The following is a 14,091-nucleotide window of genomic DNA, read 5'->3' as shown; positions in this document are numbered from 1 at the left end:
TCAAGTCTAAAACTTACTGAAAATAGCTAAGGCGCACGTCGCGTCCGTAAGGACATTTTCCAAAAACTATTCATTTATTTTGACGGATGAGTATGCCATCCACAGCTTTGACAACTTAAATAGCTTTCACCTTGTTCTCCCAGATTAATATCAAAATGAATATTTATTTTCCTGGACGAACATCTTTCGCACTCTGTTGCCCCCTCGCTCTCAAACCTTGTTAAGCCAAAAAGAAAATGACCAATCATTGCATCGACAGATTGCATGGCGATTAGGCAAGACATCTCATCGGCGTTTTGAGCATGCGTAAGCCAACTAACTAGCTCCCAACATTCCCTTGAAGATGAACGGACAAACTTCCTTAACGCTTGGTTTTTTCTGCCCTGAAAAAGTCCACCTGCAATGCACTCGGCCCAAGCTTTAAAGTCTCCTTTCCTAGGCTCAACAAAATCATCTTTGAAGTTAATGAACTCCGGGAGAATCGCGACAACTCTCAAAAGGGTCTCTCTTAGTTGGAGTCCGATCTGTTGAAACTCAATGGCATCAACGGCAATGTCATATGCCTCATGAACCGCTGTTTGCCTTCTTTCTATTTCGCCAAATTGAACTGCCTTTTCTGACGGAGGTGCGGAATCCCTCTCAGCGAGGCGTGCCATCAATCCAATATGAAAGGAAATAGTGAAATCCAGACTAGGGAAAAACTCTTGAGAGTACAAATTCGTCATGTCTGAGATCACCCACCAACGGCATTTGTCGGTTGTCACATCCCACACTCTGTACCTTCGACCGAGAACAATTTCTTCTTTGATAAACTCGACGTGTTTGACATTCTCACCCTGAGCTTGCCCTTCCACGTAGCTCACGACGTCACCAGCTTCAAACTGTTCAGGCTGAAGCGAATACTTAGGTAATATATCGATAGGCAAGGCTGTAGGCTCAACGCATTCGTCGCTGCGAACTTCCTCTTCCTTAATCACCCCTTCAACTCCGCTTCAAACTCGCGCCACTCCCCCTTCGACATGCCCGAGTTCTCCTGCGTCACCTCTTCGCCTTTCAGCATGCGGCGGATGCAGTCCATGGCGCGGCCAGAGAGGTTGGCGCCGCCAAGGCGGTAGTCCTCGAACGCGCCATAGGCGGCGGGGACCCAGTCGGCGACGACCTTGCAGATCGCGTCCGCATAGACGCGGATTTCGTATTGGGCGTGGTGGTCGGCGCGCAGGCGCAGGAAGTGGAACAGGTTGTGCAGGTCCACTTTCCAATACCATTGCGTATAGATGTTGGCGGGCAGGTTCATGCGCGCCAGTTCGCGGGCCAGACCGTCTTGGCCTTCGTCACTGATCATTTCTTCATAGTGATCATAAGCGCGGTTGCTATCGGCTTTCAGGATTTCCAGAACCCGCGCGGCTTCCTCGCCCTGAAGCGCTGCGCCTCGGCCTTGGTTGTTCACCACGGACTGCGCGGCGATATGTTCGGGCGCGGGGATATAGAACTCGCGGTCGAGGATCGAATAGCGGGCCGAGTATTCGTTCACATTCGCGGTGCGGTGGCGGATCCACTGGCGGGCGACAAAAACGGGCAGTTTCACATGCAGCTTGATCTCGCACATCTCAAAGGGTGTCGAGTGCCAGTGGCGCATCAGGTAGCGGATGAGCCCTTCGTCGTTTTGCACCGATTTGGTGCCCTTGCCGTATGACACCCGCGCGGCCTGACAGATCGCGGCATCGTCGCCCATATAGTCGATGACACGCACGAACCCGTGGTCCAGCACCTCATGCGCGGTGTAGAGGTGTTTCTCCATCCCCTCGCTGATGGCGCGCCGGGTGGTGCCGGTCTGGGCGCGTTGTTCTTCGATTTCTTTTAGCTGCTCGGGGCTCAATGACATTTCGAATCTCTCGTAGGGTTGCTGCCCGGCCACTATATCTAGTTGCGGGCTTCGGAAAAACAGCCATATGACGGAAAAATGCGGCATCTTCCGTTCGCGCCCGTCAGTGCTATGGTGGCGCAAACAAATGATGTGAAATCAGGAGGCACCACATGAAACTGCGCTATCTACACACGATGGTTCGGGTGAAAGACCTGGACGCCAGCATGCGGTTTTTCGCGCTTTTGGGGTTGGAAGAAACCAAACGGCGTGATGACGAGGCGGGGCGATACACGTTGGTTTTCATGGCACCGCCGGGACAACCGGATTGCCCCGTGGAGCTGACCTATAACTGGGATGGAGATGACGGGTTGCCGTCGGACAGCCGCCATTTCGGGCATCTCGCCTATGAGGTCGAGGATATCTATGCCCTGTGCCAACATCTTCAGGACAACGGCGTGGTGATCAATCGCCCGCCGCGCGACGGGCATATGGCCTTTGTCCGGTCGCCTGATCATGTCTCGGTGGAATTGCTGCAGGCCGGCCCGTCATTGGCCCCGCAAGAACCATGGGCCAGCATGGAAAACACAGGGCATTGGTGAACGACATCGGGCGTTGGGAACGCTTTAGATGACAAAATGACCGGCGCAGGCAAGCGCCGGTCATTTTGAGATATCCTGCAGAGAAAGGCGCGTGGCCGCCACGGGTCTGGCCTTCCTGCATGAAAGTCCTGACAGGTCAGTAGATATAGCGGATTTGATCCGTCCAATAGCGTTCGACCCGTTTCAACGCCGCGCTGATCTCGTTGATCCCGCCTGTGCTCAGCACATCACGCATCTGCAACCCATCGGCGTGGCGTTCAAAAAGAGCGGCCACCGTGTCGCGGATGTTGCGCCCTTTTTCGGTCAGGCGCACGCGCACGGACCGGCGATCAACGTCGCAACGCTGATGGTGCATATAGCCCATATCCACCAGCTTCTTGAGGTTGTAGGACACGTTGGACCCTTGATAATAGCCGCGGGATTTCAGCTCCCCGGCTGTGACTTCATTGTCGCCGATGTTGAACAGAAGCAAAGCCTGTACGGCGTTCACCTCCAACACACCAACGCGTTCAAATTCATCTTTGATCACGTCCAACAACAATCTGTGCAGACGCTCCACCAGGGCCAGGACTTCAAGATATTGAAAAACGAAGCCTTGGCTGGTGTCCTGCCCAATTTGGGAATGCATGCTCATTCGTCTCTCCGACCTATTACTTGGTCGACTATTCAGAGCAAAATGAGAACATTCAGTTAAATATGGGCGAAATGCGGCGCGCAGTTAGGTAAAATTTTCGAAAAGCACCGCGTCACGGGCCGCAAGCATCGAGAGCAAGGTCGATACCTGGCCAGTTAGCGCGCACGCATGTGTTGTGCGATACGTGCCACCAGTTCGGCAAATTGGGCAGGCGCATCCTGCTGACCTGAAACCCACTGATAGAGATCCTGATCGTTCTCCCCCAATAGCGCCTCGTAATGGTCAAGCTCGTCAGGGCTCATGGCCGCCAGATGCTGATCCGCATAGCGTGACAGGATAATATCCATTTCCTTGATGCCGCGCCGCATCGACCGCATGGCAAGGCGCTTGATGCGGTGTTCGTGCGTTTCCCCCGGCCGTGCACCGGGTGTTTCCTTCAACTGTTCAAGCGAAATACCAGCCATCACATATGTCCTTCCAACCGCTTGCGGAACCGTTTCTCCAGCCGTCCCAATTGTTCAGCCGAGCGCGCCATCTGCATTTTGATATCGCGGATTTCCAAAAGAAGATCGCGCAGCTCTGGCGGCTCTTCGCTCTCCAACTCAGGATTATCCACGCCGTCGCCTTCGCCGGTCAGAAGCCAGCGCAAGGACACATTCAGCACCCCCGACAGCATCTGCAACTTGTTGGCACGCGGCTCTGACAGGTCTTCTTCCCATCCGCGCAGGGTCTTAAGCTTGACACCGATCTTCTTGGCCAAAGCTGATTGGGTCAGGCCCACCGCATCACGCGCGCCGGCCAGACGATCTCCGAATGTGGCACTGTCTTCTGAAAACCAGCCATCATCTGCAGTATAGTCGTCCATATAAGGGTCCTCCTCGTGCAATCGGCGTGCGGGGTGTCGCTTGACGCTTGATCGGCCTCGCGCCGCACCCTAGAAGAAATGCAACCAACATACAAACCGAGGCCGCCATGTCTTTCCTGTCCGCGACACTTGACCGCGTAAAACCATCCCCGACCATTGCTGTATCCACTCTGGCTGCCGAATTGAAAGCCGCGGGGCGCGACGTGATCGGGCTGGGCGCGGGCGAGCCGGATTTTGACACGCCTGACAACATCAAAGCGGCGGCCAAGGCGGCGATTGACGCGGGCAAGACGAAATACACGGCACCTGATGGGATGCCAGAGCTGAAGCAAGCCATTTGCGACAAGTTCAAGCGCGAGAATGGGCTGGACTATACGCCTGCGCAAATCTCGGTCGGAACAGGCGGCAAGCAGATCCTTTACAACGCGCTGATGGCGACGCTGAACCCCGGTGACGAGGTGGTCATCCCGGCCCCCTACTGGGTCAGCTACCCGGATATGGTGCTGCTTGCCGGTGGCGAGCCTGTGGTGGTGGAATGCCCGATCGAGACCGGGTTCCGCATGACACCGGAGCAGCTTGAAGCCGCGATCACACCAAAGACCAAATGGCTCATCTTTAACTCGCCCTCGAACCCAACGGGCGCGGGTTACACGCGCGATCAGCTGAAGGCGCTGACCGATGTCTTGATGCGTCACCCGCATGTCTGGGTGATGACGGATGATATGTATGAACACCTCGCCTATGGCGATTTCGAGTTCTGCACCCCGGCCGAAGTTGAGCCCGGCCTTTATGACCGCACGCTGACCTGCAACGGGGTGTCCAAGGCCTATGCGATGACTGGCTGGCGGATCGGCTATGCGGGCGGCCCGGTGGAGCTGATTGCCGCGATGCGTAAAATCCAGTCGCAATCGACATCAAACCCCTGTTCGGTCAGCCAATGGGCGGCGGTCGAGGCGCTGAACGGGTCTCAGGATTTCATCCCCGAGAACAACAAGATGTTCGTGCGCCGTCGCGACCTTGTGGTCGAGATGCTGAACGCGGCCGAAGGCATCGAATGCCCGGTGCCGGATGGCGCGTTTTACGTCTACCCGTCGATCAAGGGCTGCCTTGGCAAGACCACGGCAGGCGGGGTGAAAATTGACAATGACGAGGTCTTCGCCAAAGCTCTTTTGGAAGAAAAAGGTGTGGCCGTGGTGTTTGGCTCGGCCTTTGGCCTGTCGCCCAATTTCCGCGTCAGCTACGCCACATCTGATGACGCGCTGCGCGAGGCCTGCACCCGCATTCAGGCTTTCTGTGCCGCGCTGAGCTGAGGGGTCAAACGACATGTCCGCTGAACTGCCCGAATATTACTTTCGCGTGCGTGAAAACGGCGCCTTCGTCTATCGCGTCGATGTGGCCAACCGCCAGCGGCGCATCGAGATGGATCAGGTCGCCGTGGTCAACATCAAAAACGGCGAGGTCAAACCCCATGGTGGGCGTGAACTGGACGATGCGGATCGGGCGGCGATTTCAGACTGGATGGAGGCCCGCCGCGAAACGCTGGCGCGCCGGGATATTGACGACATCCTGCGCACGGTGGACCACCTGAACCTGACAGCACATTGGGCACAGTCCAAAGCATCAGACGAGGCGCTGGAAGAGGTGACAGATGCGCTGCTTCTGGCCATGCACGATCTGCGCACGGTTCTGGTGCGCAAAAAGGCCGAGCGGTTATAAGCCACGCGGCCTGACGGATCGCCTACCCTGCGGGCGTGTCCGCTGGACCAATGCGCGATGAGCGCATCCAGAACCGCCAGGACATGAAGCCTCCGGCGCAAAGAAGACCCAAGAGCAGCCCCCACCAGACACCAATCGCGCCAAAGCCCAGCGTGATGCCGAAAACATAAGACGATCCCATTCCGACAAGCCAGTAGCTGAGCGAGGCGATGATCATCGGCACGCGTGTGTCCTGCACCCCGCGCAACAGCCCCATGGCAATCGCCTGCGCCCCATCGGCAAACTGAAACAGCGCAGCCACAACCAGAAGCGAACTGCCCAAAAGCACGATCTGGTCACGCCGCAGTTCTTCTGGGTCAAGGAACAGCTGGATCAGCGGCTCAGGCAGGAACAGGAACAACAGAACCGTTAGCCCGCCAAACAAGACCGAGGCCAGCGTGACCGCCAGCGCCCCGCGCCTCAGCCCCAATTCGTCGCGCCGCCCAAGGGCCCGCCCAGCCCGCACCGTGGCCGTCATCGACAGGCCCAAATGCACCATGAAGAAGGTCGCGGTGATCTGCAGCGCAATCCCGTGCGCCGCCAACTCCACCGTGCCGATCAACCCCACTACGATGGTCGAGGCCGAGAACATCCCCACCTCGGCCAAGGTGGTCAGCCCAATGGGAATGCCCAGCTTCAGAAGCGCACCCAGCGCCTCCCAATCGGGTTTCCACAGCCGCCGGAACAGCGCTTGCTCGGGGTTCAGCCGCAGCGCATAGATCCACAATACGATGCCCGCGGCGATCTGGATCGTGACCGAAGCGATCGCTGCCCCGCGCACGCCCAGTTCGGGCGCGCCCCAATTGCCGAAGATCAGCGCATAATTGATGACCCCATTCATCACGGCCGCCAGGATCGTCGCCCATAGGACGATGCGGGCGTGCTCCAGTGCCGACAGGTAACTGCGCAGCGCCATCACCGTCAGCGCGGGCACCATGCCAAAGCCCGCAATGCGCAGATAGTCCTGCGCTATCAGGCTCAGATGTTCGTCCTGCCCCATCGCCATCAGGATCGGCGCGGACAACCACATCAGCGGCAAGACCGCCACCGCAAACCCCAGCGAAATCCACAAAGCCATGCGGGTCAGGCGCCGCATCCTGACATCGTCACCGGCCTCGGCGGCCTCGGCCACCATCGGCATCAAGGCCCAGGCCGGCCCCGAGCCCATGATCAGGAAGATGAAAAAGAACGTGCCCGCCAGCGTCACGGCGGCCAGTTCCTCGACCCCATACCAGCCCAGCATGATCGTATCCGTGATCTGCACGGAAAACTGCGCCAGCTGCGAGGCCACCAAAGGCGTGCCCAGCACCAGCACCGCGCGCATATGCGCAGGAAGGGTCATCACTTGTGTCATTTCCCAGCCCTACGCCCGGATTTCTGCGCTGGCAAGCCAGAAAGATGGCGCTAACGTGTTTGGCACTCAAGCCGTGAAGCCAGTTGATTTCGAACGATGCCCAGAATCGAGAGGCTTTAGCGCAGCGCCTGCAACAGCGCCGGGCTGGGCGTGCCGGTCACGGACAGACCGCGTGCGCGCTGATAGGCCTCGATCGCGGCGAAGGTCTTTTTGCCCAGAACGCCATCAGCCTCGCCCACATCAAACCCCGCGCGGTTCAGCCCCACTTGCAGCGCTTTGCGATCCTCAAGCGTCAGCCCGTATTTGTCAGGTCCGAACTTGGCGCGCAGCGGCGGGCGCCCGACCAGACGGTCAGACAGATGTCCCACCCCGATGATATATTTCTGTGCGTTGTTATAGCGCCCCAACACCCCGTAGTTGTGATAGGCCTCAAACACCGGACCACTGTCGCCTGCGGGCTTGACCACCCTGCCCCGACCCGTCGGCGCCTGCCCGGTGATTTCCTTGCCCCAAAGCTGCCCGCGCTTCCAGCCTGACCGGCTGAGATAGGCCGCCGTCGAGGCCAGCGCGTCCGTGGGGTCATCCGACCAGATATCACGCCGCCCATCCCCGGTGAAATCCACCGCATAGGCCAGATAAGATGTCGGGATAAACTGCGTATGCCCCATCGCCCCGGCCCAGCTGCCGGTCATCTTCGCAGGCGTGGTGTCGCCGCGTTCAAGGATTTTCAACGCCGCCATCAGCTGGCTTTCGAAGAACTTGCCGCGCCGCCCGTCATAGGCCAGCGTCGACAGGGCCGAGACGACCGGCACATCGCCGCGCCGCGTGCCATAGCGGCTTTCCAGCCCCCAGACGGCCACGATCACCTCTTTTTCGACCCCGTATTTTGCCTCGAGCTGGCCCAGCGTGCGGGCATGTTTGCGCAGCATGGCACGACCCGTGGAGATACGTTCATCCGAGGCAGCAATGGCGATGTAATCCTCGAACGAGCGCACAAATTCGGTTTGATTGCGGTCGCGTTCCACCACACCGGGCAGATAGCCCACGCCCCGGAATGCGCGATCAACCGTACCCGCCGAAATCCCACGTGCCCGTGCGCGCGCCTTGGCACCGTCGACCCAGGCGTCAAAACCTGCATTTGGCACCGCGCGCATGGTCGATCCGCTGCCCGACCGGGTCGAGGTCTGCGCCACCGCGCCCCCTCCGCCCCGGCAGGCTGACAGCCCGGCGACCCCAAGGCCTGCAAGAATGAAACGTCTGGAATAAGCCATGAAAACACCCCGAAAAATCACTTCTGTTCACGGGGGCAATCCTAAAGCGTTTCGGGATAAACTTGAAGCACGCGTTTATTCCGAAACGCTTTAGTCACTTTCTGGGCGAGCACAAAAGAAAAGGAGCGCCGGGGCGCTCCTTTGCCGATCTTTGCATCAACGCCTGAAGCGTTTCGGTTTTCCCCTGTCTCAGGTGAAAATCGAAGCGCTTTAGCTTGTGCGGCGCTGATCGGGGTGCAGACTGGCACCCAGAATATGATCCGAGTTGTGGATCACCTGGCTGGCGTGGCCCACGATCAACGGGTCAACCACGCGGGTCAGTTCGTGATCTTTGTCCGGGTATTCAATCGAATTCAGGAAATGGCGCATGCATTCAAGACGCGCGCGTTTCTTGTCGTTCGACTTGATGATGGTCCAAGGCGCATCGGCTGTGTGCGTGTAGAAGAACATCGCCTCTTTGGCCTCGGTGTAGTCATCCCATTTCGACAGGGATGCCACATCAACCGGAGACAGTTTCCAGCGCTTCAATGGGTCGTCCTTGCGGCTGTCAAAACGGCGCTTTTGCTCTTCGCGCGTGACCGAGAACCAGTATTTGTAAAGGCGGATGCCCGAGCGCACGAGCATGCGTTCATATTCCGGCGTCTGGCGCATGAACTCCAGATATTCATTGGGGGTGCAGAAGCCCATAACCCTTTCCACGCCAGCCCGGTTGTACCACGAGCGGTCATAAAACACCATTTCGCCTTCAGTCGGCAGGTGGTTGATATAGCGTTGATAGAACCACTGACCGCGTTCCGCATCGGTGGGTTTGTTCAGCGCCACAACGCGGGCTTCGCGCGGGTTGAGGTGTTCCATGAATCGTTTGATCGTACCGCCCTTGCCGGCCGCGTCCCGGCCTTCAAACAACAAAACGAATTTCTGACCGGTTTCGCCAACCCAGCGCTGAACCTTCAGAAGCTCGGCCTGAATAAGCGCCTTTTCCGCTTCATATTCCTTGCGCCCCAGCTTCTTGTCATAGGGGTATTTTCCGTTCTCAAACGTCGCACGGATCTGATCCGCACTGACTTTGGGAAAGTCGGGCTGCTTTGCAGCGTCTGGCATTGCTGCGGTATTTGCGGGCTTTTCGGTCGCAGGTCTCGCCGCAGCTTTCTCGGCGGGTTTGGACGTTTTTGCGGGCTGCTTCACGCTCATTCAACACTCTCCTTGCTTTTGTCGCGCCTCACCTATCATGCAAGTGTTTGTCCCGCCTTGATCCGCATCAACATTTTTGCGATTCTGACTTTGTTAACGAACAGTTCGTATTGATGGCCAAGACACGAGCCGCAAGACGACACGAGGCAGAGATGAGCATCCTAACCCAGATCAGTTTCGATCAGCTTGCGGTAAGCGCAATCGTGACGCTGTCGCTTTATGAGCTGCACCGAAGCTGGCGACATATGCAGACCAACCGCTAACCTGCGTGACAGGTAAACGGCCACAAAAAAGGGCCCGCCAAAAGCGGACCCTTGGGTGATCAATAGATGGTGTTGCCGTCAGTTGGGGCGGTCAACCCGCATGGTTACATGCGCCCTGCCCTTCACGGCGCGGGAAAACTTCAAACGAACCTGCTTGTAGCTTGCGCCTTGGTTCACCAATACATGCGGGTTATCCCAGCACTGGTTGTTCGATCCGTCGCGCAGATCGCCCTCGATCACCACCGATGGCACCGTACGGGCATTGCCGCCAAACGGGAAGTAATCTGACCCATCCAAGGTCCAGGTCGATGCCTCTGTGTTCTGGTTGAATTCCAATGTCACCGGTGAGATCGTTTTCTGACTTACGCCCACGTAGACATTGTTTTCAAACGTCACGTCTCGCATGCTCCAATTGTCCAGCCCCGCATGTGTCGTGACCACGCCCTCGACCCGGTCAATAGTCCCCAATACGGTACGGAACACATTGTCAGTTACATGCATACCTTGCAGAAAATGCCCCGTTCCAAAGGGCTTGATCAATATCCATTTGAACCAGCTCGCAGCGTCAATACAAATGAAGCTGTTGCCCGTAATGGACATGCCGCCGAACGAGTATTCCGACCCGAAATCTGGATTGGCATCATGCTCGTTGTTCAATTCGATCGAACAATTGTCGATATAGTTGCCGTTGATCACCGTATTGTTGTTTTCATAGGTGAACACCATGCCCGATGTACGTGGCCCGGCCGTAACCTCATCCCCCTGAAACAGGTGATTGCCCTGGATGATATGGTTCGAGCCATGGAAGATCATCGACAAGCCCATACGCTGGAACCGATTGTCCCTGATTTTGGCGTCATTGGCATTCACGTTGAAGGCGACCGAATTTCGCGAGGTCGCTGGAAGCCCTTGTTCAGAGGAAATGAACTGGCAACGATCCAGATGTAGATCCTGGCACCCGCGACCGATCGAGCTGATGCCGCGATCCTTCGGCTTGATAAAGAAACAGTCTTGGAACACGAAGTTTTCGCCGTCCCGCGGGAGCATCACCGCAGAGGCAAACTTGTTGCACTGGAACTCGACCTCAGTGAAGTTCATACGGTTGATCTGCGAGAACCCACTGAAATCAATGATATATTTATGCCGCGTAAAGGTATAGGTCTGGTTTGCGGACGGTCCCCACAACGGCTGACTTAGCTCGACCTCCTGTGCCCCGATATTGACGGTCTTAACGTAGACTTCGCGCCCCACTCCGTTCCCGGTGACCACAGAACCGGGAAGAATGTCAGAAACATTTGCCACATCCGTCAGTTTGAACGGATTGGCCGGATTGTATTTCGCAGCCGAACTGGTGGTCTCGTCATCCCAGGCAGCGCCGCCGATGACATAGAACTGACCATTCTTGATGACGCGTCGGATCAGGAAACTGTCTGAGGTATTATAGGCGGCCTGCATGTCGATCGGTTCGGTCACGTCGATGCGGCGGCCACACATATCAAGGATCTCGTGATCAGAGTAGTTCAGAAGCGCCTGAAACGCTTTGCGAAATCCGGTCAGCTCATCGCCGAAAGCATCAATATAAGTGGGCAGGTCAAACGACCGTGTCAAAGACAGGAACACGTTGTCAGACATGGTCATTGTGCCTTCGAAGCGAATATCCGAATGCAGCGTCAGATTGGACGCGATCCGGAACGTGCCTTCGGGCACCAGAAGCGTGCGCCCATTGGCCGCTGCATCTGCGGCAACAAAGGCTGCCCGGTCATCGGTGATCCCATCGCCCACCGCGCCAAAGTCGCGCACGTCGACCCAATCCATCATGTCGCGCAGATAGGCGCCTGTGACATCTTCGATGACAATGTCATCAATGCGCACCACACCACCATTCGACCCAATCAGATCAAGGCCGAAATGGGCATAATCCACATCATCGCCCCACACCATATCAACGCTGGACCGGCTGCCTGACCCGATGATGGCGGACACCTCGACCACCTCGCCATAGCTGGTCAAGGCGACCGCAGGGGCGGTTTCCACATATCCTGATGCATGTGCCCCACCTGCGGTTGCGGGCCAGGCGGCAATCCGCACCGATGGCAGCGTGCCCGAGATGGCCTTTACCCGTGCACTCACACGAAGGTAGCATCCTGTTTCAAAGGGTGTTTGGCCCATATAGCGCAGCTTTTGAGTGTTCTGGTCCTTAAACAGCTCCAGACAGCCGCTGAAATCCTGGTCGGCTGGTACGATGGCCGCATTGCCCGCACCTGCATAGGTGTTCGAGCCGGGCGTGCCGTCCTCGCTTGACCAAACGCTCAGCCCATCTGCGAATTCGGGGGGCATGAAGACCACGCCGTCGGTAATCGCCTTGTTCATTGATATCCCTTTCAGGTCGAAAATTCACGCAGGGCCCCGCGCGTGTCATGTGCGCCATGACGGGCCGCACGAGATGCGCGCGGACACGGGGCGAGAAACGCCAAAAGAGGTAACAAACGAGGTTTAACGAGGGTTAACAGGACCGTGCGCCCGACCGCCTCCACGCAACGCAAAACGGCGCGCCCCAGAAGGCCGCGCCGTTAAATTCTGCTCGGTTGGTCCGGACTGCCGTCAGCTGACGAGGTCCCCTGCCAAGGCGCGGTCAATCAGGGCGACGGTTTCTTCTACACCGTACAGTGCGGCAAACCCGCCAAACCGTGGGCCTTGGCTCGCGCCCAGAAGCACCTCATAGAGCGCTTTGAACCAGTCGCGCAGGTTTTCAAACTCATGCAGCTTGCCCAGCGCGAAAACCACCGATTGCAGGAATTCGTCCGAACCGAAATCAACCTCGGGCAGCGGATCGTCATTGCCCATCATCTGGTTCTTGCGTGCAATGGCGTCCAGCGCAACGTCGCCATCACGCAGCGCGCGTGACAGCTCTTCCAAAGCGGCGCGCTCCTGATCGGTGGGCAGGCGGAAGACCTTCTCGGGCTCCACGAAATCCTGATAGTATTTCACCGCATAGCCTGCCGCCGCATCCAGATCCGGGTGCGTTTCCGGCGTGGCCTCGGGCGCATAGCGCTGAATAAAGCCCCACAACTGCGCCTTATCATCGGCCGACGCCACCGAGGCCAGATTCAGAAGCATCGAGAAGGGCACAACCATATTCGAGACCGGCACGTCGCCCGCGTGGATATGCCAGACCGGGTTGTTCAGCTGCCCTTTCAGGTCCTGCTTGTGATAGGCATTCAGTTGCTGGTGATACTCGTCCATCGCCTTTGGGATCACATCAAAATGCATGCGCTTGGCGGTTTTTGGCTTCAGGTACATGAAATACGCCAAGCTCTCGGTCGAGGCATAGGTCAGCCATTCATCGATCGAAATCCCATTGCCCGAGGTCTTCGAGATTTTCTGCCCATTGGCATCCAGAAAAAGCTCGTAGGTGAAGTGTTCCGGCGCGCGATGACCCAGAATGCGGCAGATCTTGTCATAGATCGGCGTGTTGGTGGAGTGGTCCTTGCCATACATCTCAAAGTCCACCTCCAGCGCGGCCCAGCGCGCGCCAAAGTCGGGCTTCCACTGCAGCTTCACATTGCCGCCGGTGACGGGCAACGTCCACTCGCGGCCATCCTCGTCATCAAAAGTGATGGTGTGGTTTTCAGCATTCACCTCTTTCATCGGCACGTAGAGAACACGTCCGGTTTCTGGGTGAATGGGCAGGAAAATCGAATAGGTCTGACGACGCTCTTCCCGCAGGGATTTCAGCATCACCTCCATGATGTCGTCATACTTCTCGACCGCCCGCTTCAGCACCTCGTCAAACTGGCCGGAGCCATAGAATTCGGTGGCGGAGTAAAACTCATATTCAAAGCCAAACGTGTCCAGGAACCGGCGCAGCATGGCGTTGTTATGATGGCCAAAGCTTTCATGGGTGCCAAAGGGGTCCGGCACGCTGGTCAGCGGCTTTTGCAGATGATCATGCAGGCTTTCGGAATTGGGCACATTGCCGGGCACCTTGCGCATGCCGTCCAGATCATCCGAGAAACAGATCAGCTTGGTGGGAATGTCCGAGACCACCTCGAAGGCGCGCTGGATCATTGTCGTGCGCGCGACCTCGCCAAAGGTCCCGATATGCGGCAGACCCGACGGGCCATAGCCCGTTTCGAACAGCACATATCCCTTCTCAGGTGCGCCCTTCTGATAGCGTTTCAGCACCCGGCGCGCTTCTTCAAAGGGCCAGGCTTTCGACGCCATCGCGGCGTCACGCATTTCAGGGCTGATCTGATCAGTCATCTGCTGTTTCCTTTATCACTCGGCGCATCTCC

At 57.4% G+C, this 14,091-nt stretch carries 13 protein-coding genes; 3 read left to right on the top strand and 10 right to left on the bottom strand.

The genetic code is table 11. The features are described from left to right. Window positions 1–74: 74 nt before the first annotated feature. Together ACRY08_RS09430 and thyX are read right to left on the bottom strand one after the other, a co-directional pair. Complete coding sequence (locus ACRY08_RS09430; RefSeq protein ID WP_432449667.1) at window positions 75–977, bottom strand: hypothetical protein; 903 nt, start codon at window positions 975–977, stop codon at window positions 75–77. Beyond that, window positions 974–1,882, bottom strand: a complete 909-nt coding sequence (gene thyX / locus ACRY08_RS09425; RefSeq protein ID WP_432449666.1) for an FAD-dependent thymidylate synthase — start codon at window positions 1,880–1,882, stop codon at window positions 974–976. Before thyX ends, ACRY08_RS09430 begins: the two co-directional genes overlap by 4 nt. 152 nt (window positions 1,883–2,034) lie before the next feature. Between thyX and ACRY08_RS09420 the strand changes: the two genes are divergently transcribed. Then, a complete protein-coding gene (locus ACRY08_RS09420) occupies window positions 2,035–2,463 on the top strand; it encodes a VOC family protein (protein WP_432449665.1) in 429 nt (142 codons plus the stop codon). Window positions 2,464–2,599: 136 nt separating this feature from the next. Here ACRY08_RS09420 and ACRY08_RS09415 read toward each other — a convergent pair whose 3' ends face one another. The 3 genes from ACRY08_RS09415 to ACRY08_RS09405 form a co-directional block, all read right to left on the bottom strand. Next, the gene (locus tag ACRY08_RS09415) at window positions 2,600–3,097 is read right to left on the bottom strand and encodes a MarR family winged helix-turn-helix transcriptional regulator (RefSeq protein WP_432449664.1); all 498 of its coding nucleotides are present in this window, start codon (window positions 3,095–3,097) and stop codon (window positions 2,600–2,602) included. 155 nt (window positions 3,098–3,252) lie between these two features. Further along, window positions 3,253–3,561 (bottom strand): succinate dehydrogenase assembly factor 2, encoded by a 309-nt coding sequence (locus tag ACRY08_RS09410; RefSeq protein ID WP_432449663.1) that lies wholly within the window; start codon window positions 3,559–3,561, stop codon window positions 3,253–3,255. Further along, complete coding sequence (locus ACRY08_RS09405) at window positions 3,561–3,962, bottom strand: helix-turn-helix domain-containing protein (protein ID WP_432449662.1); 402 nt, start codon at window positions 3,960–3,962, stop codon at window positions 3,561–3,563. Before ACRY08_RS09405 ends, ACRY08_RS09410 begins: the two co-directional genes overlap by 1 nt. A 107-nt stretch (window positions 3,963–4,069) precedes the next feature. Between ACRY08_RS09405 and ACRY08_RS09400 the strand changes: the two genes are divergently transcribed. Together ACRY08_RS09400 and ACRY08_RS09395 are read left to right on the top strand one after the other, a co-directional pair. Further along, window positions 4,070–5,272 carry a pyridoxal phosphate-dependent aminotransferase gene (locus ACRY08_RS09400; protein WP_432449661.1) on the top strand — a complete coding sequence of 401 codons (1,203 nt, stop codon included), beginning with the start codon at window positions 4,070–4,072 and terminating at the stop codon, window positions 5,270–5,272. Window positions 5,273–5,285: 13 nt separating this feature from the next. After that, window positions 5,286–5,678 carry a hypothetical protein gene (locus ACRY08_RS09395; protein WP_432449660.1) on the top strand — a complete coding sequence of 131 codons (393 nt, stop codon included), beginning with the start codon at window positions 5,286–5,288 and terminating at the stop codon, window positions 5,676–5,678. A 22-nt stretch (window positions 5,679–5,700) separates the two neighbouring features. Here ACRY08_RS09395 and ACRY08_RS09390 read toward each other — a convergent pair whose 3' ends face one another. The 5 genes from ACRY08_RS09390 to ACRY08_RS09370 all read right to left on the bottom strand — a co-directional run bounded on the left by ACRY08_RS09390 (window position 5,701) and on the right by ACRY08_RS09370 (window position 14,059). Beyond that, window positions 5,701–7,071, bottom strand: a complete 1,371-nt coding sequence (locus tag ACRY08_RS09390) for an MATE family efflux transporter (protein ID WP_432449659.1) — start codon at window positions 7,069–7,071, stop codon at window positions 5,701–5,703. Between the two features lie 116 nt (window positions 7,072–7,187). Next, window positions 7,188–8,342: a lytic murein transglycosylase gene (locus ACRY08_RS09385; protein WP_432449658.1), complete on the bottom strand. Its 1,155-nt coding sequence runs from the start codon at window positions 8,340–8,342 to the stop codon at window positions 7,188–7,190. A 210-nt stretch (window positions 8,343–8,552) separates the two neighbouring features. Beyond that, window positions 8,553–9,533, bottom strand: a complete 981-nt coding sequence (gene ppk2 / locus ACRY08_RS09380; RefSeq protein WP_432449657.1) for a polyphosphate kinase 2 — start codon at window positions 9,531–9,533, stop codon at window positions 8,553–8,555. 341 nt (window positions 9,534–9,874) lie between these two features. Next, the gene (locus ACRY08_RS09375; RefSeq protein ID WP_432449656.1) at window positions 9,875–12,166 is read right to left on the bottom strand and encodes a glycosyl hydrolase family 28-related protein; all 2,292 of its coding nucleotides are present in this window, start codon (window positions 12,164–12,166) and stop codon (window positions 9,875–9,877) included. Between the two features lie 231 nt (window positions 12,167–12,397). Continuing rightward, the gene (locus ACRY08_RS09370; protein WP_432449655.1) at window positions 12,398–14,059 is read right to left on the bottom strand and encodes a lysine--tRNA ligase; all 1,662 of its coding nucleotides are present in this window, start codon (window positions 14,057–14,059) and stop codon (window positions 12,398–12,400) included. Window positions 14,060–14,091: the final 32 nt, after the last annotated feature.

Source organism: Aliiroseovarius marinus, from assembly GCF_050881025.1.
GTDB lineage: Bacteria > Pseudomonadota > Alphaproteobacteria > Rhodobacterales > Rhodobacteraceae > Aliiroseovarius > Aliiroseovarius marinus_A.
The sequence above is the reverse complement of the archived record's forward strand: the minus strand, read 5'-3'. Positions and strand labels throughout refer to the sequence as shown.